The organism is Rhodococcus sp. Q (assembly GCF_005503035.1).
GTDB lineage: Bacteria > Actinomycetota > Actinomycetes > Mycobacteriales > Mycobacteriaceae > Rhodococcus_G.
Window position 1 is genome coordinate 65,221 of the sequence record NZ_SCOY01000016.1, and the last position, 21,091, is coordinate 86,311.

At 68.5% G+C, this 21,091-nt stretch carries 18 protein-coding genes; 8 read left to right on the forward strand and 10 right to left on the reverse strand.

The window, feature by feature from the left end:
* Positions 1-21: 21 nt before the first annotated feature.
* On the reverse strand, positions 22-786 hold the full coding sequence (locus FFS72_RS16265; protein WP_050067083.1) for a DivIVA domain-containing protein: 765 nt from the start codon (positions 784-786) through the stop codon (positions 22-24).
* Positions 787-961: 175 nt separating this feature from the next.
* Between FFS72_RS16265 and FFS72_RS16270 the strand changes: the two genes are divergently transcribed.
* The gene (locus tag FFS72_RS16270; protein WP_171018713.1) at positions 962-1,930 is read left to right on the forward strand and encodes a glycoside hydrolase family 43 protein; all 969 of its coding nucleotides are present in this window, start codon (positions 962-964) and stop codon (positions 1,928-1,930) included.
* A gap of 7 nt (positions 1,931-1,937) precedes the next feature.
* On the opposite strand, the gene coaD is transcribed toward FFS72_RS16270, so the two are convergent.
* From coaD to FFS72_RS16295, 5 genes are all read right to left on the reverse strand, one after another.
* A complete protein-coding gene (gene coaD, locus FFS72_RS16275) occupies positions 1,938-2,429 on the reverse strand; it encodes a pantetheine-phosphate adenylyltransferase (RefSeq protein ID WP_137874917.1) in 492 nt (163 codons plus the stop codon).
* Entirely contained in the window at positions 2,426-2,989 is a 564-nt protein-coding gene (gene rsmD / locus FFS72_RS16280) for a 16S rRNA (guanine(966)-N(2))-methyltransferase RsmD (RefSeq protein ID WP_137874958.1), read from the reverse strand. The genes coaD and rsmD overlap by 4 nt, the downstream gene beginning before the upstream one ends.
* Before the next feature lie 49 nt (positions 2,990-3,038).
* Positions 3,039-6,452: a pyruvate carboxylase gene (locus FFS72_RS16285; RefSeq protein WP_137874918.1), complete on the reverse strand. Its 3,414-nt coding sequence runs from the start codon at positions 6,450-6,452 to the stop codon at positions 3,039-3,041.
* A gap of 151 nt (positions 6,453-6,603) precedes the next feature.
* Entirely contained in the window at positions 6,604-8,934 is a 2,331-nt protein-coding gene (gene recG / locus FFS72_RS16290) for an ATP-dependent DNA helicase RecG (protein WP_137874919.1), read from the reverse strand.
* A 76-nt stretch (positions 8,935-9,010) separates the two neighbouring features.
* Positions 9,011-10,663 (reverse strand): DAK2 domain-containing protein, encoded by a 1,653-nt coding sequence (locus tag FFS72_RS16295; protein WP_137874920.1) that lies wholly within the window; start codon positions 10,661-10,663, stop codon positions 9,011-9,013.
* Between the two features lie 214 nt (positions 10,664-10,877).
* Here FFS72_RS16295 and rpmB point away from each other — a divergent pair, with 214 nt between their 5' ends.
* The gene (gene rpmB, locus FFS72_RS16300) at positions 10,878-11,069 is read left to right on the forward strand and encodes a 50S ribosomal protein L28 (protein ID WP_007536895.1); all 192 of its coding nucleotides are present in this window, start codon (positions 10,878-10,880) and stop codon (positions 11,067-11,069) included.
* An 82-nt stretch (positions 11,070-11,151) separates the two neighbouring features.
* Complete coding sequence (locus tag FFS72_RS16305; protein WP_137874921.1) at positions 11,152-11,949, forward strand: enoyl-CoA hydratase/isomerase family protein; 798 nt, start codon at positions 11,152-11,154, stop codon at positions 11,947-11,949.
* A 79-nt stretch (positions 11,950-12,028) separates the two neighbouring features.
* On the opposite strand, the gene FFS72_RS16310 is transcribed toward FFS72_RS16305, so the two are convergent.
* Complete coding sequence (locus tag FFS72_RS16310; RefSeq protein ID WP_137874922.1) at positions 12,029-12,724, reverse strand: uracil-DNA glycosylase; 696 nt, start codon at positions 12,722-12,724, stop codon at positions 12,029-12,031.
* A gap of 67 nt (positions 12,725-12,791) precedes the next feature.
* Entirely contained in the window at positions 12,792-13,715 is a 924-nt protein-coding gene (locus FFS72_RS16315; protein ID WP_349303996.1) for a thiamine-phosphate kinase, read from the reverse strand.
* 203 nt (positions 13,716-13,918) lie between these two features.
* Here FFS72_RS16315 and FFS72_RS16320 point away from each other — a divergent pair, with 203 nt between their 5' ends.
* Positions 13,919-14,152 (forward strand): Lrp/AsnC ligand binding domain-containing protein, encoded by a 234-nt coding sequence (locus tag FFS72_RS16320; protein WP_137874924.1) that lies wholly within the window; start codon positions 13,919-13,921, stop codon positions 14,150-14,152.
* A 49-nt stretch (positions 14,153-14,201) separates the two neighbouring features.
* Complete coding sequence (locus tag FFS72_RS16325; protein WP_137874925.1) at positions 14,202-14,813, forward strand: DUF3515 domain-containing protein; 612 nt, start codon at positions 14,202-14,204, stop codon at positions 14,811-14,813.
* 42 nt (positions 14,814-14,855) lie between these two features.
* On the opposite strand, the gene FFS72_RS16330 is transcribed toward FFS72_RS16325, so the two are convergent.
* Positions 14,856-15,962 (reverse strand): D-alanine--D-alanine ligase family protein, encoded by a 1,107-nt coding sequence (locus tag FFS72_RS16330; protein ID WP_137874926.1) that lies wholly within the window; start codon positions 15,960-15,962, stop codon positions 14,856-14,858.
* Between the two features lie 52 nt (positions 15,963-16,014).
* Positions 16,015-17,013, reverse strand: a complete 999-nt coding sequence (locus FFS72_RS16335; protein WP_137874927.1) for an NAD(P)H-dependent glycerol-3-phosphate dehydrogenase — start codon at positions 17,011-17,013, stop codon at positions 16,015-16,017.
* Between the two features lie 114 nt (positions 17,014-17,127).
* Here FFS72_RS16335 and cofC point away from each other — a divergent pair, with 114 nt between their 5' ends.
* The 3 genes from cofC (at position 17,128) to FFS72_RS16350 (ending at position 21,032) form a co-directional block, all read left to right on the forward strand.
* Positions 17,128-17,790 carry a 2-phospho-L-lactate guanylyltransferase gene (gene cofC / locus FFS72_RS16340; protein ID WP_137874928.1) on the forward strand — a complete coding sequence of 221 codons (663 nt, stop codon included), beginning with the start codon at positions 17,128-17,130 and terminating at the stop codon, positions 17,788-17,790.
* A 128-nt stretch (positions 17,791-17,918) separates the two neighbouring features.
* Complete coding sequence (locus FFS72_RS16345) at positions 17,919-20,063, forward strand: RNA degradosome polyphosphate kinase (protein ID WP_349303997.1); 2,145 nt, start codon at positions 17,919-17,921, stop codon at positions 20,061-20,063.
* 24 nt (positions 20,064-20,087) lie between these two features.
* Complete coding sequence (locus FFS72_RS16350) at positions 20,088-21,032, forward strand: NUDIX hydrolase (protein WP_137874930.1); 945 nt, start codon at positions 20,088-20,090, stop codon at positions 21,030-21,032.
* Positions 21,033-21,091: the final 59 nt, after the last annotated feature.

The window sequence follows — 21,091 nt, forward strand, 5'->3', positions numbered from 1 at the left end:
GCCGGAGCGGAGGCATCGTCGTCAGCGACGCCGTTCGGTCCGGCGCTCGTCCGGTTCGTCGTAGGTGGGCACGCCGGACCCGGTGCGCAACTGCTGCCGTCCGCGTCCCACCGACCGGATTGTGCCGGTGAGGAACTCCTCGAACTCGGCGAGCTTGTTGTCGACGTAGAGGTCGCAGTCGCCGCGCAGTCGATCCGACTCGGCGTGTGCCGCGTCGATCACCCGCGCCGACTCGGCGTGCGCGGCCTGCACGACCTCCGCCTGCGACACCAGGCGATCCTGTTCGGCCTGCCCCTCTGCGATCGACCGTTCCTGCGCCGCGCGTCCGGCTTCGACCATCCGATCCGCTTCCGCGGCTGCCCGACCCGTCACGTCCTGATACTCCCGACGCCCGTCCTCGACGGTCCGCTCGGCTTCGTCCTGCGCGTCCGCGACGAGTTGTTCGGCGTGCGCCTGCGCCTCCGCGACCATGCGGTCGGCCTTGTCCTTCGCGTCGGCGAGGATCCGGTCGGCATCGTGCCTGGCACTCGACAGGGTCTCGTCCGCTTCGGCGGTCGCGCCGGAGACCATCTTCTCCGCGTGGGTGCGGGCGTCGCCGACCAGTTTGTCGCGGTGGTCGAGCACGTCCTGCGCGTCGTCCAACTCACCTGGGATGGCGTCCCGTACGTCGTCGAGCAGTTCGAGCACGTCACCGCGGGGGACGACGCAGCCCGCGGTCATCGGCACGCCGCGGGCCTCTTCCACGATCGCGACAAGCTCGTCGAGTGCCTCGAATACGCGATACACGCCACACCCCAATCATCGACATCCACTTACCCGTCAATAGTGCCGCAGCCTGCGAGTGCGGCGTGACGCCACGCCCACCGGCGCGCAGATGTGTCGAGGTCCGGGGTAACGATCCGCCACACCCGTGGCCGATATCACGCCTGATGCGTCCGTCGTCACCGATACTGCAGGTGTGATGCCAGCCACACGCAAGGGCCTGTCCGTCATGTCGATGGTGTTGCTCACGGCTGCGAGTTTGCTGGTCGCGACTCCGGGCAGCAGTGGCGCCGCACCACCGGACCGGCGCTACACGATGGTGGCGTTCAGCAACACCAGCGACCGCGACATGGACGTGTACGAGTCGGCGGACGGTACGGAATTCCAAGCACTCCGACTGTCGGCATATCGGCCCCCGTCGGGACTGATGCGTGACCCGAGCATCTTCCGGCACACCGACGGGTTCTACTACGTCACCTACACGACGGTGGACGGGGCGAACATCGGCTTCGCCCGCAGCAGCGACCGGATCAACTGGACCTATCTGGGGTCCTGGCCGGTCCCGTTCTGCTGCGCCTTCCTTCCCGGCACGGGCGACGGTACGGGCTCGGCGAGCCCGCCCGGTTCCTCGGGATCGGCCGGGTTCAGTGACGGACCATCGCTGTCGCCGTTCACCACGAAGGCCTGGGCACCCGAATGGTTCGTCGACGGCGACCGCGTCAACGTCATTCTGTCGATGTCGACGGGCGGCGGATTCGTGCCGTACCTGATGACGGCGCTGGACCCGTCGCTCCGGTTGTGGAGCCCGCCGGTCCCGCTCGCCGGGATCGGCGCCGACCACATCGACACCACCGTGGTCAAGGTCGGATCGACCTATCACGCGTTCACGAAGAACGAGACGAAGAAGGTCGTCGAGCATGCGGTCGCGCCGTCGGTGACGGGCCCGTATTCCTTCGTCCCGCCCGGCGACTGGGGTTCCTTCGTGGAGGGACCCGCCGTGGTCCAGCTACCGGACGGTGCCTGGCGGATCTACCTCGACGCCTACACCGAGGGAAAGTACCTCTACTCGGACAGCACCGACGGCCTGCGCACGTGGTCGCCCGTGCAGGAACTGCCGGGCCTGTCCGGGACGGTGCGTCACGTCGGCGTGATCAGCGAGCCGGCGTGACGACCGTCTAGCCGGCGGACTTGAGCTCGGTGATCCGGGCCAGCAGGGCCTCGTGCACGTGCGGAGGCAGCATGTCCGCGACGTCGCCGCCGTACTTGGCGACCTCCTTGACGAGCGAGCTGGACAGGTAGCTGTAGCGCGGGTTGGTGGCCACGAACAGGGTGTCGACGCCGGTGAGCTTGTGGTTCATCTGCGCCATCTGGAGTTCGTAGTCGAAGTCGTTCGCGCCGCGCAGTCCCTTGACGATCGCGCTCGCGCCGTTCGCGGTCGCATAGTCGACGAGCAGGCCCTGCCACGAGTCGACGCGCACGTTCGGCAGGTCGGCCACCGCCTCGCGGAGCATGGCGAGACGCTCGTCGATCGTGAACATCCCCTGCTTGTTGGGGTTGACGACCACGGTGACGACGACTTCGTCGAACTGCACCGCCACGCGAGCGATCACGTCGAGGTGACCATTGGTGACGGGGTCGAAGGATCCGGGGCAGACCGCACTGCTCATGACTGCAGACCGTAACAGGCGATCTCGACGCGGGTGTCGCCGTACCGGCGTGACCGTTCGACCTCGAATCCGTCCGGCCACACCGTTTCCGGCGATCGGGTGGCCCGCTCGACCACGACGAGTGACCCTTCCCCGACCCAGCCCTTCGCGGCGAGATCTGTCAGGACCGAGGTGAGTTCGTCACCCTCGAACGCGTACGGCGGGTCGAGCATCACGATGTCGTATTCACCGTCGGCGGTACCCGCGACGACGGCGGCCGCGGGCGCGGTCGTCACGACCGCGCCCGCCAGCCCGACCACTGTGATGTTCTCCCGCACGATCGCGGCCGCGCGCGCATTCGACTCGACCATGAGTACGTAACCCGCGCCGCGCGAAAGCGCTTCGAGCCCTAGCGCTCCCGAACCCGCATAGAGATCGAGTACGCGGGCACCGTCCAGGTCCATCCGCGCGGCCAGGGCGTTGAAGAGTGCCTCGCGAACCCGCTCGGACGTCGGACGGGTGCCCTGGGGAGGCACCCGCAGCCGGCGCCCGCCTGCGGCGCCGGCCACGATCCGGGTCACCTCGGCGCCCTGGACGGTGTCACTGCGCGGCCCGCCGCGGCGAACGGTGTCACTGCGGGCCGTCCTCCTCCGCTGCAACGACGGAGATGACCGCGAGCAGGTCGCCGCCCTCGACCTGCTGAACGGGTCCGATCGCAAGCCGTGAGACCGTGCCACCGCGGGTCGCGGTGATCGCGGCCTCCATCTTCATCGCCTCGATGGTCGCGACGGTGTCGCCGGCCGCAACCTTCTGACCGTCGGCGACGACGAGTGTGACCACGCCGGCGAACGGCGCCGCGATGTGACCCGGATTCCCTCGGTCCGCCTTCTCCGCGGCGGGGACCTCACTGGCGATGGACCTGTCCCGCACGGACACCGGCCGCAACTGACCGTTGAGGATGCACATGACCGTGCGCATGCCGCGTTCGTCGGCGTCCGAGATCGCTTCGAGGCCGATCAGCAGTTCGACACCCGGAGCGAGTTGCACCCGATGCTCCTCACCGCGGCGCAGCCCGTAGAAGAACTGGTTCGCGGACAGGCGCGACACGTCGCCGTACTTGTCGCGGTGCTCGATGAATTCCTTTGCCGGGCCCGGGAACAGCAACCGGTTCAACGTGGCGCGCCGACCCTCGGGCGCTCCGACCAGACCGGCTTCGTCAGCCGGGGTGAGCGGAGTCTCCGGCTTCGCGGCGCCGCGACCTTCGAGGGCCTTGGTGCGGAACGGCTCCGGCCACCCACCGGCCGGGGTGCCGAGTTCGCCCCGCAGGAATCCGACGACCGAGTCGGGAATGTCGAAACCGGCAGGGTTGCCCGCGAACTCGTCCGTCGAAACGCCCGCTCCGACGAGGTGCAGGGCGAGATCGCCGACGACCTTCGACGAGGGGGTCACCTTGACGAGCCGGCCGAGCATCCGGTCTGCGGCCGCGTACTTCGCCTCGACCTCCTCGAACCGGTCGCCTAGGCCGAGTGCGATCGCCTGCTGACGCAGGTTCGACAGCTGACCACCGGGGATTTCGTGGGTGTAGACGCGGCCGGTCGGTGCGGGCAGCCCGGACTCGAACGGCGCGTACACCTTTCGCAGCGCCTCCCAGTACGGCTCGAGGTCGCACACGGCCTGCAGGTCGAGGCCCGTGTCGCGCGGAGAGTGCGCGGCGGCTGCGACGATCGCCGACAGCGCGGGCTGGCTGGTGGTGCCCGCCATCGCCGCGCTGGCGCCGTCGACGGCGTCCGCACCGGCCTGCCAGGCGGCCAGGTAGGTGGCGAGCTGACCACCGGGGGTGTCGTGGGTGTGCACGTGCACCGGGAGGTCGAAGTTCTTCCGCAGCGCCGTCACCAGCGTGGCCGCGGCGGGCGCGCGCAGCAGACCCGCCATGTCCTTGATGGCGAGGACGTGGGCGCCTGCATCGACGATCTGCTCGGCCAGCTTGAGGTAGTAGTCGAGGGTGTAGAGGTTCTCGTTCGGGTTCGACAGGTCACCGGTGTACGACAACGCGACCTCGGCGACCGCGGTACCGGTCTCGCGGACCGCGTCGATCGCGGGACGCATCTGGTCCACGTTGTTGAGGGCGTCGAAGATCCGGAAGATGTCGACGCCGGTCGCGGTCGCTTCCTTGACGAACGCCCGGGTCACCGTCTCCGGGTACGGGGTGTAGCCGACGGTGTTGCGCCCACGCAGCAGCATCTGCAGACAGATGTTCGGCATCGCTTCGCGCATCGCCGCGAGCCGCTCCCACGGATCCTCGTGCAGGAACCGCAACGCCACGTCGTAGGTCGCACCGCCCCACGCCTCCACCGACAGCAGCTCGGGCGTCATCCGGGCCACGTGACCGGCGACGGTGAGCAGGTCTCGGGTCCGCAGCCGGGTCGCGAGGAGCGACTGGTGTGCGTCGCGGAAGGTGGTGTCGGTGACGGCGAGCGCGTCCTGGTTGCGCAGTGCGGCCGCGAAGCCCTCCGGTCCGAGCTCGAGCAGTCGCTGCTTCGATCCGGCAGGCGGCGGCGACTTGAGGTCGATCACGGGGAGCTTGTCGTGCGGGTACACCGTCGACGGCCGGTCACCGTGCGGCTTGTTCACCGTGACGTCCGCGAGGTAACGCAGGATCCTGGTGCCTCGGTCCGCGGAGGCGCGGGAGGTCAGCAGTTCCGGACGCTCCTCGATGAACGAGGTGGTGACCTTGCCTGCGCGGAAGTCCGGGTCGTCGAGAACCGCCTGCAGGAACGGGATGTTCGTTGCGACACCGCGGATGCGGAACTCGGTGACGGCACGACGGGCACGGGCGACCGCCGCGGGCAGGTCGCGTCCGCGGCAGGTCAGCTTCACGAGCATCGAGTCGAAGTAGGCGCCGACCTCTGCGCCCACCATGGTGCCGCCGTCGAGACGGACACCCGCACCACCCGGCGTGCGGTAGCCGGTGATGCGGCCGGTGTCGGGACGGAACCCGTTCGCGGGATCCTCGGTCGTGATCCGCAGCTGCAGCGCCGCGCCGCGGATGGTGATCGAATCCTGGCTCAGGCCAAGGTCTTCGAGCGTCTCGCCGGATGCGATGCGCAACTGCGCCTGCACCAGGTCGACGTCGGTGATCTCCTCGGTGACCGTGTGCTCGACCTGGATGCGCGGGTTCATCTCGATGAAGACGTGGTTGCCACGGGTGTCGAGGAGGAACTCGACGGTGCCCGCGCACGAGTACCCGATCTGCTTGGCGAACGCGACGGCGTCCGCGCAGATCTTCTGCCGCAGTTCCTCCGGCAGGTTCGGCGCCGGTGCCAGTTCGATGACCTTCTGGTGCCGTCGCTGGACCGAGCAGTCACGCTCGAACAGGTGGATGACGTTGCCCTCACCGTCGGCGAGGATCTGGACCTCGATGTGACGGGGATCGACGACCGCCTGCTCCAGGAACACCGTCGGATCACCGAACGCGGACTCCGCCTCGCGTGCGGCGGCCTCGATCGACTCCCGCAGCTGGGAGCGCTCGGCGACGCGTCGCATACCGCGACCTCCGCCGCCCGCGACGGCCTTGACGAAGATCGGGAACTCCATCGATTCCGACGCGGCGAGCAGTTCGTCGACGTCGGCGGACGGCGCCGACGACTCCAGGACCGGCAGGCCTGCGGCCTTCGCGGCGGCGATCGCGCGGGCCTTGTTTCCGGTCAGTTCCAGGATCTCCGCCGACGGCCCGACGAAGGTGATGCCCTCGGCGGCACAGGCGGCCGCGAGGTCGGGATTCTCCGAGAGGAAGCCGTAGCCGGGATAGATCGCGTCGGCACCCGCCTTCTTGGCGGCCGACACGATCTCGGTGATCGACAGGTACGCCCGCACCGGGTGGCCCTGCTCACCGATCTGATAACTCTCGTCGGCCTTCAACCGGTGGACCGAATTGCGGTCCTCGTACGGAAAGACGGCCACTGTTCCCGCGCCCAGCTCGTAGGAGGCACGGAATGCCCGAATCGCGATTTCGCCGCGATTGGCAACCAGAACTTTTGAGAACATCGCTGAAAACTACCCTTGCTTTCAGGACGCGGGAGGTACCGCGTTCCAACATCCGGGAATCTCCCGCACGTTCGGACACCTGTAACGATGCAGTCACGCTACCGTCCCTGACCGCACAAAACGACGCCGGGCGCGGTGAGGTTTTCCGGGCCTACGACATGTCGAGGTATTCGACGCCCTTCGCGTCCAGTCCGGCGGTCACCATCGACGCCAGCCCCGGATGCCGCGTCAGCTCCGGATCCTCCGCGACGACGCGGTGAGCGAACGCGCGGGCCGTCTCGATGACGTCCTCGTGGTCGAGCAACGACAGCAGTCGCAGCGTGGACCTGGCACCCGACTGCGCGACGCCGAGTACGTCGCCCTCCCGCCGCTGCGCCAGATCGAGTTGCGCGAGCTCGAAACCGTCGTTCGTCGAGGCCACAGCGCTCAGTCGCCGGTACGCGGGCGACTCGGGCCGCGATCCCGTGATGAGAATGCACAGACCCTGATGGGCACCACGGCCGACGCGACCTCGCAACTGGTGCAGCTGGCTGACACCGAAGCGGTCGGCGTCGAGGATCACCATCACCGTCGCGTTGGGCACGTCGACACCGACTTCGACGACCGTCGTGCAGACCAGGACGTCGATGTCGCCTGCGTTGAAGGCTCCCATCACGGCGTCCTTCTCGTCGGACGGCAACCTGCCGTGCAGCAGGCCCACTCCGACAGATGCCAGCGGGCCTGCCTGCAACTGCTCGTACACGGCGACGGCGGCCGCCGTCTGCGGTGCGTCTCCCTGCTTCTTCTTCGCCTTGCTCGCACTGGGCCGCGGCGCGGGCTCCGGCGCTTTGCCCTTGGCGAAGAACTCGTCGAGATCGAGGTCCGCGAACTCGCCGTCCCCGTCGTCGTCGCCGTCTCCGATCCGCGAGCAGACGACGTACGCCTGCCTGCCCTCGGCGACCTCTTCGCAGATTCGGGCCCACGCCCGGTCCACCCACGCCGGCTTGTCGGACGCGGAGACCACGTTGCTGACGATCGGCGACCGGCCCCGCGGCAACTCGCGCAGCGTCGAGGTCTCCAGGTCGCCGAGCACCGTCATCGCGATCGTTCGCGGGATCGGGGTCGCGGTCATCACCAGGACGTGGGGGCTGGAGCCGTCGCGCGCCCGGCCTCGCAACGCGTCACGCTGCTTCACGCCGAAGCGATGCTGCTCGTCGACGACGACCATCCCGAGGTCGAAGAACTCGACGTTGTCCTGGATCAGGGCGTGCGTGCCGATGACGATGCCCGCGTCGCCGACCAGCGCCTCGTTGAGCGCGGCACGCTTCGCCGCGGTCGACATGGACCCCGTCAGCAGCGTGACCCTGGTCGCGTGGTCGGCCGCTCCGAGTTCCCCGGCCGTCGCGAGGTCACCCAGCATCCGGCGCATCGAGCGGGCGTGCTGCGCTGCGAGCACCTCCGTCGGAGCGAGGAGCGCGCACTGATGGCCCGCATCGATCACCTGCAGCATCGCCCGCAGGGCAACGATGGTCTTTCCCGAACCCACCTCGCCCTGCAGCAGCCGGTTCATCGGGTGGGGACGCGTGAGGTCGGCCGAGATCTCCTCGGCCACCGCGACCTGACCATCGGTGAGGGTGAACGGCAACTCGGCGTCGAAGGCGGCCGCGAGACCGCCCGCCCGGGGCGGGCACGAGGGTGCGACGCGCTCGTCGACGGCATGTCTGCGCTGCGCGAGCACCAGCTGCAACGCCGCTGCCTCGTCGAAGCGCAGCCGCTCCCGGGCGCGCTCGACGTCGTTCTTGGTCTCCGGCTGATGAACGAGACGCAGTGCCTCGTCCAGGCCGATCAGGTCCAGATCCCCACGGGTCGCCTCGGGCAGTGGGTCGGGGACGACGTCGAGCTGGTCGAGCACCTGCCGCACGCAGCGCGCGATCGTCCAGGTCTCCACGTCCCTGGTGGAGGGATAGATCGGGATCAGTTCCCGATCGAAGATCTCCATGTCGATCCCGGAATCCTCGTCCTGGGTGCTACGGGCCATGCCTGCGAGTTCCCCGGACCCGCGGACCCGCCCACCGATGGTCGGTTCACCGTCCCCGGTCGGCAGGATCAGGTAGCTGGGGTGGGTCAGCTGCAGTTGCTCGCGGAAGTACTTGGCGGTGCCCGAGAACATCGCCCGAACACCCGGCTTGATCGCGTGCGCGACCTTGTGCGGATTGAAGAAGGTGGCCTCGACGCGCTGCGTGTCCGAAGACAGGACGGTGCGGAGCATCTTGCCGCTACGGCTCTTGAACGAGACGACGTCGGCCTTCACGACGGTCGCGACCATCGTGATGTGCTCGCCCTCGGGCGGCTTCTTCTCACCCAGTTCGGCACCCTGCGTCGCGTACCGGTTCGGGTAGTGCCGAAGGAGGTCCTCGACCGTGTGGATGTCGAAGTCGGCGGCCAACGGCTCCGCAGCCTTCGCACCGAGCAGGTGGTCGAGGCGGTCGCTCAGCGCTGCCATGGGTTCGTCTCTCCGCTCACAGGCACAGTCCTACTCCTCGGCACCGACGTGTTCCCGGGCAGCTACCCGGCGCGGGTCACTCCACACCCACCTGGACGAGGTCGGTGTCCTGCCCGCCGGGGTAGACGAGCACCTCGACTCCCGGGTGGTTGTTCGAGACGTGGTCGGCGAGCGCGTCACCGAGCCCGTGCGGCGCCTGCGCCCCGATCAGCAGCGTCACCAGTTCGCCGCCGACGCCGAGCACCTGGTCGAGAAGCCTGCGGCCCGCCTCGACCGCATCACCGGCGATGACCACGACCTCGTGCCCGATCAGTCCGAGCCCGTCCCCCGCCTCGCAGGTGCCCATCAACGTCAGCGACCGCTCCTGCGCGACTCGAACCGACCCCCATCGCGTCGACGCCGCTGCCTCCGACATCGCGAACCCGTCGTCCACGGCGGGGCGGCGGGTGTCGTGCACGGCCAGCGCGGCCAGGCCCTGCACCATCGACGACGTGGGCAGCAACAACACGGAGCGGCGGTCGTCGCGAGCGAGCGCGCCGACCGTCAACAGTTCCTGCGCGGGCAATGCCCCGTTCGGCATCACGAGCACCTCGGTGCAGCTCAGCTGCCGGATCGCGTCGAGCAATTTCTCGGGTGTGACCTGCTCGTCGCACCGCATCACCTCCGCTCCCTCGGAAGCGAAGAGCTCGGCCGCCCCGTCACCCGCCACGACGGCGAGGATGCAGCGGCGGCCCGGCACGGACACCGCCGAACCGGTGTCACCCCGGACCAGGTCGAGCGCGAAGCAGTCGATCCTGATGTCGTGGACCCGCCCGGCGGCGAGCCCCACTTCGACGGCGGCACCGGCGTTGTGGCAGTGCACGTGGACCGACCAGGATCCGTCGCCGTCCCCGACGACGATCACCGAGTCACCCACTTCGCCGAGTCGCGTGCGCAGTTCCGCGACGCGGGCCTCGTCCGTGTCCCCCACGAGGTACATGACCTCGTAGTCGAGGGTGTGCTGTGTGGAGTCGTGAGTCGTTCCGTGGCCGTGACCGTGACCGTGGGTGTCGTGTTCGGGTCCCGCGTCGACGTCCACCTGCGCGACGAGAGTGAGGCCGGAGCGATCGGGTGTCACCCCCGTGACGACACCCACCAGGGCGTCGAGGATCACGACGAGACCCAAACCGCCTGCGTCGACGACTCCTGCGCGGCCGAGTTCCGCGAGTTGGGTGGGCGTGTGGGCGAGCGCTGCTGCGGCTCCCGACGCGGCCGCCGACACGACTCCCGCGAGATCGGTGTCGCGCGGGCATGCGCTCGCCGCCACCGCCGCCTCGCGGAGAACCGTCACGATCGTCCCTTCGACCGGGATGCTGATCGCGTCGGTCGCCAGGACTGTCGCCTGGTCGAGCGCCGTACACACCGTCCTGGCGTCCAGGTGTCCGATGCGCGCGACGTCGGCGATACCCCGGAGAACCTGCGACAGGATCACACCCGAGTTGCCCCGCGCTCCCGCGACCGCACCGCGTGCGAGCGCGGCGGCCACGTCGGCGACGGACCCGTCGGCCGACGCTGCCGAGTCCGCTGCGGCACGCATGGTGAACAGGAGGTTGGTACCGGTGTCCGAATCGGGTACGGGAAACACGTTGAGCCGATTGATGTCCTCGCAGCGGCTGGTCAGACCGTCGACGCAGATACCCGCCCAGCGGCGTAACGCCTCACCGTCCACCCTCTGCAGCGCTTCGAGCACCTCGGTTCCGTCCCTCCGCCCTTCTTCGGTATTGTCGGTGCCGCAAGATTAGCCGCAGGCTTTGTCAGCTCGCTCACCGCGAAGTGTCACGCACCACCGGTTTGGTCATTCGGCACTGTTCCGGCTAATCTGGCAGGGTTGCCTGGCACGGGTCACGTCAGTGTTCCGTGTTCGCAACTGAATCCATCCGCATCACATCAAGGAGTTCGCGACTATGGCTGCCGTCTGCGACGTATGCGCCAAGGGACCCGGCTTCGGTAAGTCGGTCTCGCACTCGCACCGGCGTACCAACCGTCGCTGGAACCCGAACATTCAGACTGTCCGGGCCCAGGTCGGATCCGGTACGCGCCAGAAGCTCAACGTGTGCACCTCCTGCCTCAAGGCAGGCAAGGTCGTCCGCGCCTGATCTTCTCTATCATCACGACTGATGCCCGGCACCTCATGGTGCCGGGCATCAGTCGTTTGCGGTGCTTCGTTATTGTGCTGAAGTGACTACACTCGACGGCTTCAGCCATGTCGGCCTCGACGGCGACGTCCTCCGGATCGCCATCGCCACCGCAGCAAACGGCACCGCTCTCGACTTCGACTGCGTGGACGAGGGAACGGCTGCGCTGCGCGCACTCGCGGCCGGGGAGATCGCGGCAGGCGCGGTGCTGCTCGTCGGCGACGGCGCGAACTTCTGCGCAGGCGGCAATGTCCGGGACTTCGCCGGGGCACCCGATCGCGCCGCCTTCCTCCTCGACATCGCCAACCGGCTGCACGACTTCGTTCGACTTCTCGCGGCCACCACCGTCCCTGTCGTCGCCGCAGTACAGGGTTGGGCGGCCGGTGCCGGGATGAGCCTGGCGTGCGCGGCCGACATCGCGATCGGCGGCGAATCGACGAAGCTGCGCGCGGCGTACCCCGGTGTCGGCCTCACGCCCGACGGCGGGATGTCGTTCACACTGCCGCGCATCGTCGGTGCCCGGAAAGCGGCCGAACTGATCCTCTCCGACACGATCATCGATGCGGACGAGGCCGTTCGGCTCGGCATCCTCAGCCGGCTCGTCGCCGACGACGCGGTCAAGGACGAGGCACTGAAGGTCGCTGCAGGATTCGCGGCAGGCCCGACCAGTTCGTACGCGGGCATCAAGGCACTGCTCGCCAGGTCCGGGGGTTCGACGTTGTCGGATCAGCTCGATGCCGAAGCTGCGTCCATCTCGGCAGCAGCGGCAGGTCCCACCGGCCGCGAAGGCGTCGACGCCTTCGTCGAGAAGCGTCGCCCCGACTTCGCCGCCTCCCGCTGACACCCGCAGTGACGCTGTGAACGAAACGGTCAGGCCCTCTCAGGGCCTGACCGTTCCAGTTCACACCAGCGAAAGGCGGTCAGGGCAGTCGCCAGTCCACGGGCTTCTCGCCCATCTCCTCGAGGAGCTTGTTGACGCGACTGAAGGGCCTCGACCCGAAGAAGCCGCGAGAAGCGGACAGGGGCGACGGGTGCGCGGATTCCACATACGGGGTGTCTCCGAGCATCGGCTTCAGTGTCGCCGCATCACGACCCCACAGGATCGCGACGAGCGGACGCCTCACCCCACTCGGGTCGGTACGGGCGACGAGGGCGTGGATCGCCTGCTCGGTGACGTCTTCCCAGCCCTTGCGTCGATGTGACGCGGCCTGACCGGGTTGCACGGTCAGCACCCTGTTCAGCAGCAGCACCCCCTGCTGCGCCCACGGCGTGAGGTCTCCGTTCGACGGAGTCGGCAGACCGAGGTCGGTGCCGAGCTCGGTGTAGATGTTCACCAGGCTCCGCGGGACGGGCCGGACGTCGGGGGCGACGGAGAAGCTCAGTCCGACAGCGTGGCCCGGTGTGGGATAAGGGTCCTGCCCGACGACGAGGACCCGGACGTCGTCGAAGGGCTGCGCGAAGGCGCGCAGGACGTTCTCGCCGGCCGGGAGGTAACCACGACCGGCCGCGACCTCGTCGCGGAGGAACTCCCCCAGCTCGGAGATCCGTCCGGCGACCGGTTCGAGCGCCGTCGCCCATCCGGGGTCGACGAGTTCGGCGAGTGGACGCGGCGCCATCACGCGTTCCCGGTGTGGGGCCGGACGAGCGCAGCGACGGGGAATGTAGTCGACATGGGTGCTCACCCTAGCGGGAGTCGGCCGGGCCGAAACTCTCCCAGCCGACCGGACCGGTCCATTCCCGGCCGCCGACGTGAACACCCGTACCGCCCGCGACGACGCCGATGCGACGCCAGCCGTCCGGAAGGTCGACGTCCGGTGGGAACGTGGCCGCGAGAGCGTGGTCCTCTCCCCCGGTCAGGACCCACACGATCGGGTCGGTTCCGAGGTCCGCTGCCGCCGCGTGCAGCGGCGGATCCGGTTCGAGCGCAGCGAGATCGAGGTCGATCTGCACACCGGACGCGGCACAGATGTGACCGAGATCGGCGAGCAGGCCGTCCGAGACGTCCGTCATCGCCGTGGCACCCGACTCTGCCGCGGACGGGCCGCACGAGTAAGGCGGATCCGGGACCTGATGTGCAGCAACTACTTCGGCATGCCCGTCGACTCCCGCCACCAGGACAGCCAGTCCTGCGGCCGACCATCCGAGCCGACCCGCCACCGCCACCTGGTCACCGACGCGCGCCGTCGACCGCAGCACCGCGTCACGTCCGCCGAGGTCCCCCAGAACCATGATCGACAACACGATCTGGTCGGACTGCACGGTGTCTCCCCCGACGACACCCGCACCGAGACGCGACGCCTCGGACCAGATTCCGTCCGTCAGCGCGTCCGCCACCGCGACCGGCGTATCGGGCGGGCAACCGAAGGAGACGAGAAACGCGGTGGGCCAGGCGCCCATCGAGACGATGTCGGCGCCGTTCTGCGCCACAGCCTTTCGTCCGACCTGCTCCGGTGTCGACCAGTCCAGGCGAAAGTGCCTGCCCTGCACCAGCATGTCCGACGACACCACCACCCTGCCGTCCGCGACCCGAACGACGGCCGCGTCATCGCCCGGACCGAGGAGGGTCGTGTCCGGCTGGGACCGTCCGGACACCGCGCGGTCGATCACGGCGAACTCGCCGATGTCCGCGACGGTGGCGTCGGCCTGGCGGGGGTCGCGGGCGGAATCGGGGGTGTCGATGACGGACCTTTCGTAGAAATCTGTCGCGGTACCCTGGGAATCGACCGGGACAAGACCCGGCCGAGAAACGGACCAGGGCCATCGCGACTCTACCGAGACCGCGACGTGCTGGGCCGGGAAGGGACCTGGCGGTGGCGCAGGCATACATCCTGATCCAGACCGAGGTGGGCAAGGCCACGACGATTGCCGAGCGGATCCGGCAGTTGCCCGGAGTGATCACCGCGGAGAACGTGGTCGGCCCCTACGACGTGGTCGTGCGGATCGACGGGAACGGCGACCCCGGGTCGTCCCCGGCCCTGACCGGAATCCAGCAGGTTGCGGGCATCACCAGGACCCTGACCTGCGAGGTTCCCGCGCGAGCGTGACCCCCGCCGACCACCCGACCCCAGTGAACGAACGGCACAGAACAGCATCGTGAACACCTCCGAACCCGACACCACTCCTACCGCCGACAGTCCGGCATCAGACCCCGACACCCGCCGCAGTCCCGCCCTGATCGCCGTGGCGGTCGCACTGCCCGTTGCGCTGGTCGTCGGCATCGTCGTCGCAGCGGTCCTCGCGAATCGCAACCCCACCCTCGACCCTGTCGCTCTCGGGACAGTCCCGGCGCCCGCCGCGACGTCGGCCGAGTGCACCGCACTGATCGACGCTGTCCCGGACCGCCTCGGCGATTTCGAGCGTGCCGAGCTCGTCGATCCCGCACCCGACGGCGCCGCGGCGTGGCAGTCCGTCGATGCGCAGGAGATCGTGTTGCGGTGTGGCCTCGACCGGCCTGCGGAGTTCGACGCCGCCAGCGCGCTGCAGGTCGTGAACGGGGTGCAGTGGTTCGAGGTGCCCGGTGACGAGGGCTTTGACGCCAGCACCTGGTTCGCCGTCGATCGTGGCGTCTACGTGGCGCTGACCGTGCCGCACGGTCTGGGCCCGACACCGTTGCAGGACGCATCGGACGCGCTCGCCGGCGCGCTCGAGGCGAAGCCGATCGACCCGGCTCCGCTTCCCGTCGTCACTCCGACGCCCGGCTCCTGACAGCACTCGCCGCGGCCGGCTTCCCGGCCGCGGCGAGGAGCGTCAGCGCAGGCCGGTTCCGCGCGCGAGCGCGGTGTCGACGAGCGTGGCGACCAGCGTGCGGTAGTCGACGCCTGCGGCGTCCCACATGCGAGGGAACATCGAGATGGACGTGAACCCGGGCATCGTGTTGATCTCGTTGATGACCGGACCGTTGTCGGTGACGAAGAAGTCGACCCGCGCCAGGCCCTGGCAGTCGAGTGCGGCGAAGGCCTTCACGGCGATCGCACGGATCTCGTCGGCGACGGAGTCGTCGAGCTTGGCCGGGACGTCGAACTCGCAGATGTCGTCGAGGTACTTGGTGTCGAAGTCGTAGAAGGCGCCGTCGTCCTCGGTCAGCTCGGGCATCCGGATCTCCGCGACCACGCTGGCGCGGACCGACCCGTCGGGGAACTCGAGGACGCCGCACTCCACCTCGCGGCCGACGATGGCGGCTTCGACGATGACCTTCGGGTCGTGAGCCCGGGCGTGCGCGATCGCGGCGTCGAGTCCGTCCCAGGTCGTGACTCGGGTGATGCCGATCGAGGAACCGCCGCGCGCGGGCTTGACGAACACGGGCAGCCCGAGCACCTCCCGGTCCTGCTCGGACACCGTCACGACGCCCGGTCGCAGGACGACCTGGTGTCCGATCGGCAGGCCCTCGGCGGCGAGGAGCTTCTTCGTGAACTCCTTGTCCATGCCCGCGGCACTCGCGAGGACACCCGGTCCGACGTACGGCAGCCCGGCGAGTTCGAGCATTCCCTGGATGGTGCCGTCCTCGCCGTATGCACCGTGCAGGACCGGGAACACGACGTCGACCGAGGCCAGCACCTGCCCTGCCTGCTCGGAGTCGAGCGCGACGACGTCGCCGCCACGGGTGGGGTCGACGGTGAGCGTCAGCGCCGATCCCGACGCGTCCACCGTCGGGAGCGCACGCCCGTCCATGACGAGGGCGGCGGGATCGGATTCACCGAGCACCCAGGAGCCGTCGTGCGTGATGCCGATCGGCACCACCTCGTAGACCTCGGGGTCGAGATTGCGGAGCACACTTCCGGCGGACACACAGGACACCGAGTGCTCGCTGCTGCGGCCACCGAAGACCACCGCGACCCGGGTACGAGGATTGTTCACTCGGAAACCCTAGCGTCGACGGGCCCCGCGCGTCATTCCGGCAGGTCACGCCTCATTCGGGTTTGATGCGTCGCCCCAGCAGCAGCCCAACGGCCTCGCGCACCGACAATCCCTCGTGGCAGACGCGATGCACCGCCTCGGTCAGCGGCATCTCGACCCCGTGCTGCTGCGCCAGCGCTCGCACCGATGTGCACGATTTCACACCCTCGGCGACCTGACCGTTGGTCGCGGCCTGAGCGCTGGCGAGGGTCCCACCCTGTCCGAGGTGGGCGCCGAACGTCCGGTTCCGGGACAGCGGCGACGAGCAAGTCGCGACGAGGTCGCCGACGCCCGCGAGCCCGGCCAGTGTCGCGGGGTTGGCGCCGAGCGCGACACCGAGCCTGATCATCTCGGCGAGTCCCCGGGTGATGATCGACGCGTTGGTGTTCTCACCGAAGCCGACTCCGGACGCCATGCCGCAGGCGAGTGCGATCACGTTCTTGCAGGCGCCGCCGATCTCGCATCCGACGACGTCGGTGTTGGTGTAGGGACGGAAATATCCTGTTGCACAAGCCTTCTGAACGTCCTTGGCTCGCTCGTGATCGGTGCAGGCGATGACTGTCGCGGAGGGTTGCCCGCTCGCGATCTCACGTGCCAGGTTGGGCCCCGACAGAACCGCGATCCGGTCATCGGATGCGCCGACGACCTCGCCGATCACCTGACTCATCCGTTGGAGGGTGACCGATTCGATGCCTTTCGCCAGGGACAGCAGCGTCGAGTCCGGTTCGACGAGCGGCGCCCAGACGGCGAGGTTCTCCCGAAGCGACTGCGATGGGACGGCGAGGACGACCAGGTCGGCACCCGAGAGCGCAGCCGCGTGGTCGCTGGTCGCGGTCAGGGCTGCGGGAAGTTCGATGCCGTCGAGGTAGAACGGATTGGCGTGCGTCTCGGTGATCGCCGCAGCGACCTCGGGCCGACGCGCCCACATCGTGACATCGGTCCCGGCGTCCGCGAGCACCTTCGCGAAAGCCGTGCCCCATGATCCCGCACCCAGTACCGCCGCCTTCACCATGCGCCCTCCGACCTCCCGACTGCTGTGTGAAGACGACACTAGTACCGGCCGCGCCGTTCGGTCCCGTACGAACCACGCCGACGTCACCGATCCCGATGCTGGCAGGATGGCCACATGAGCGCCGCCCCCGCACCCCAGCAGGCTGCGCGTGCCCACGTGTTGATCGCCGTGAAGGATCTGCGCCACGCGAAGAGTCGCCTGGGCCCGTACCTGAGCGCCGACGAGCGGGCGACACTGACCTTGGCGATGGTCCGCGACACCGTGGCCGCGGCACTCTCGTCCGAGGCGGTCGACGGCGTCACCGTGATCACCCCCGATGCTCTGGTCGCGTCGGCCGCCGCCGACCTCGGCGCGGCGGTGTTCCCCGACCGCGGCGACGACGACCTCAACCAGGTTCTCGCGGCCGCGTCACGGACCGTTCGGTCGGGCCGGGTGGTCGCACTGCAGGGTGACCTACCGTGCCTGACGGGGCCCGAACTCACCGACGCACTGGCGGCTTCGCGGCGCATGCGGCGGGCGGTCGTCGTCGATCACCACGGGACGGGAACGGCCGCCCTGATCGTCGCGGCGGACGACCTCGTCCCGCTCTTCGGCGAGGACTCGGCGAGGCGTCACATCGATTCCGGTGCTACGGCTTTGGAGGGGATCTGGCCGGGCCTTCGCCTGGACGTGGACACCCCCGACGACCTCGCCGCCGCGGCCGCACTCGGACCCGGTCCGGCGACGACCGGTGTGCTGCGGTCGATGAACCGACACGGTTCGTCTCCCTGTCGTTGAGAATTCATTCAACAGGCCGCGCCGGATTGTCGCGCGATCGCGATCTGGGGGATGATCGACCCGTGAACAACGGCGAGGGCGCGAGACGTAAGACGGTGCAGGCGACAGCGAACGAGGAGTCGAACAACGTGGCGGTCCCGGTCGCCGGACACCTGCCGGTCATCCCGACACCACTCCCCGCCGCGACGCCCCCGTCCGTGGACGGATCGGTTGCCCCGCTCCCCGACGACCGGTACCTCAACCGCGAACTGAGCTGGCTCGACTTCAACTCGCGTGTGCTCGCGCTCGCCGAGGATCCGTCGCTGCCGTTGCTCGAACGCGCGAAGTTCCTCGCGATCTTCGCCTCGAATCTCGACGAGTTCTACATGGTTCGGGTGGCCGGCCTCAAGCGCCGCGACGAGACGGGACTGTCCGTGCGCTCAGCGGACGGACTGACTCCGCGAGAGCAGTTGGCACTGATCACCGAACGCTCCCAGGAGATCGCGAAAGTCCACGCCCGCACATTCGGGGATCTCCTCCCACTGCTGGCTGCAGAGGGCATCTCGATCATCCGGTGGGCCGATCTCGACCTCGAGGAAGCCGCCAAGCTCTCGGCGTACTTCAACGATCAGGTGTTTCCGGTCCTGACCCCACTCGCGGTCGATCCCGCCCATCCGTTCCCGTACATCAGCGGATTGAGTCTGAACCTCGCGGTGACGGTGAAGGACTCCTCGACCGGCGGCGAGCACTTCGCTCGAGTGAAGGTGCCGGACAACGTGGATCGGTTCGTGCGGGTCAACCGCACCGGGTCGCCGTCCGGGATTCCGGCGTTCCTTCCGATGGAGACGCTGATCGCGGCGCACCTGCACGTGCTGTTCCCCGGCATGGAAATCGTGGAGCATCACGCCTTCCGCATCACGCGCAACGCCGACTTCGAGGTCGAGGAGGACCGGGACGAAGATCTCCTCCAGGCCCTCGAGCGCGAACTTGCCCGGCGGCGCTTCGGATCTCCCGTTCGCCTCGAGGTCGCCGACGACATGACCGAGCACATGCTCGAGCTGCTGCTGCGCGAACTCGATGTCAATCCGGGCGACGTCATCCAGGTTCCCGGACTTCTCGACCTGTCGTGCCTGATGCAGGTCTACGGCGTCGATCGCCCCAATCTCAAGGACGCACCGTTCGTCCCGGCCACCCACCCGGCATTCGGTGAACGCGAAACCCCGAAGAGCGTCTTCTCGACCCTGCGCGAAGGCGACATCCTCGTGCAGCATCCGTACGACTCCTTCTCGACCAGCGTCCAGCGGTTCATCGAGCAGGCTGCGGCGGACCCGCAGGTGCTCGCGATCAAGCAGACCCTGTACCGCACGTCCGGCGATTCCCCGATCGTGAACGCGCTGATCGACGCCGCGGAGGCGGGCAAGCAGGTTGTCGCGCTCGTGGAGATCAAGGCCCGCTTCGACGAGCAGGCCAACATCAAGTGGGCGCGCAAGCTGGAGCAGGCGGGCGTGCACGTGGTCTACGGACTGGTCGGCCTCAAGACCCACTGCAAGACATGTCTCGTCGTCCGCCGGGAAGGCTCGACGATCCGTCGTTACTGCCATATCGGGACGGGCAACTACAACCCGAAGACCGCACGGTTGTACGAGGACGTGGGGCTGCTCACCGCCGCACCCGAGATCGGCGCCGATCTGACCGACCTGTTCAACACACTGACCGGGTACTCACGCAAGACCGAGTACCGCAACCTGCTCGTTGCACCGCACGGGGTTCGGCAAGGGATCGTGGATCGGATCCACGGCGAGATCGATCACAAGGCCGCCGGCCGATCCGCGCGAATCCGGCTCAAGGCCAACGCCCTCGTCGACGAGCAGGTCATCGACGCGCTGTACCGGGCGTCGCAGGCGGGCGTGCCCGTCCAGGTCGTGGTCCGCGGCATCTGCGCCCTCCGGCCGGGTGTCCTGGGGCTGAGCGAGAACATCGAGGTCCGGTCGATTCTGGGTCGTTTCCTCGAGCATTCGCGCGTCATGCACTTCGAGGGCGCCAACGAGTTCTGGATCGGTAGCGCCGACATGATGCACCGCAATCTCGATCGTCGCGTCGAGGTGATGGCTCAGGTCAAGGATCCGCGACTGACGCGGCAACTGGACGGGATGTTCGAGTCCGCGCTCGATCCGACGACGCGGTGCTGGGTCCTCCAGGAGGACGGGCACTGGGCGGCCTCGCCTGCTCGGGGCGAACGGGTGCGCGAACACCAGGAGGAAATGATCCGCAGCCGCCGGACCAGCGGGGCGTAGGAACCGGCTATCGAAGGGGAACCCGTGGGCTCGACATCGGACAGATCCAGCCACAAGTCGGCCGCTGTGAAAGCCAACATCTTTGCGGCAGGCGCAGTGCTGTGGCGCAAATCCCCAACGGACCCGTACGAGATCGAGATCGCTCTCATCCACCGGCCCAAGTACGACGACTGGTCTTTCCCCAAGGGCAAGCTCGACCCTGGTGAGATCCCGGTCGTCGCGGCTCGACGGGAGGTCGAGGAGGAGACGGGCATGCGGGTCCAGTTGGGACGGCACGTCGCTCGCGTCTCGTACCTCGTACCGGGTCATCGGCGGCGCAAACGCGTCGACTACTGGGCCGCTGAGGCGCAACACGGCGACTTCGTGCCCAACGACGAGGTCGACGAGTTGCGCTGGATGTCCCCCGACGAGGTAATCAACTCCCTGTCGTACCAGGTCGACGAGAAGGTGACCCGAAAGTTCCTGCAGGCACCCGCCGACACCTCGACCGTCCTCGTCGTCCGGCACGGCAAGGCAGGCCGGCGCAGCACCTACAAGGGCGACGACACCACCCGCCCCCTCGACAAGGTCGGTCGCGCACAGGCCGAGGGCCTGTCGGCGCTCCTCCAGGCGTTCGGCGCCACCGAGATCCACTCGGCGGACCGGACGCGATGTGTCCAGACAGTCGAGCCGCTGGCCCGCGACATCGGTGCAGAGATCACGCAGGAGCCGGCACTGAGCGAGGAATCGTACCGAGAGGACCCAGCGAGCACACAGGCGCTCGTACGGAAGATCGCGGCGCGCGGAGGCGTACAGGTGATCTGCAGCCAGGGTCGCGTCATCCCGGATCTGCTGCAGTGGTGGGCCGATCGAGATGGGATCACGCTTCCCGCGGCCCGCAACCGCAAGGGCAGTACGTGGGTGCTCTCACTCTCGGGTGGCCTGCTCGTCGACGCCAGCCACATCAGCAGCGCACTGCCCGAATCCTGAGGCGCTGAAGCGCCGAGGCACTTCGCGGGCCCGCCACCAACTCACGAACGAAAAGAGGG

Bases quoted from the DNA above. Each gene is read 5' to 3' on its own strand.
- cofC (WP_137874928.1), top strand. From the start codon at position 17,128: ATGAGCGCCGCCCCCGCACCCCAGCAGGCTGCGCGTGCCCACGTGTTG.
- rpmB (WP_007536895.1), top strand. From the start codon at position 10,878: ATGGCTGCCGTCTGCGACGTATGCGCCAAGGGACCCGGCTTCGGTAAG.
- FFS72_RS16285 (WP_137874918.1), bottom strand. From the start codon at position 6,452: ATGTTCTCAAAAGTTCTGGTTGCCAATCGCGGCGAAATCGCGATTCGG.
- coaD (WP_137874917.1), bottom strand. From the start codon at position 2,429: ATGAGCAGTGCGGTCTGCCCCGGATCCTTCGACCCCGTCACCAATGGT.
- FFS72_RS16335 (WP_137874927.1), bottom strand. From the start codon at position 17,013: ATGGTGAAGGCGGCGGTACTGGGTGCGGGATCATGGGGCACGGCTTTC.
- recG (WP_137874919.1), bottom strand. From the start codon at position 8,934: ATGGCAGCGCTGAGCGACCGCCTCGACCACCTGCTCGGTGCGAAGGCT.
- FFS72_RS16270 (WP_171018713.1), top strand. From the start codon at position 962: ATGCCAGCCACACGCAAGGGCCTGTCCGTCATGTCGATGGTGTTGCTC.
- FFS72_RS16310 (WP_137874922.1), bottom strand. From the start codon at position 12,724: ATGGCGCCGCGTCCACTCGCCGAACTCGTCGACCCCGGATGGGCGACG.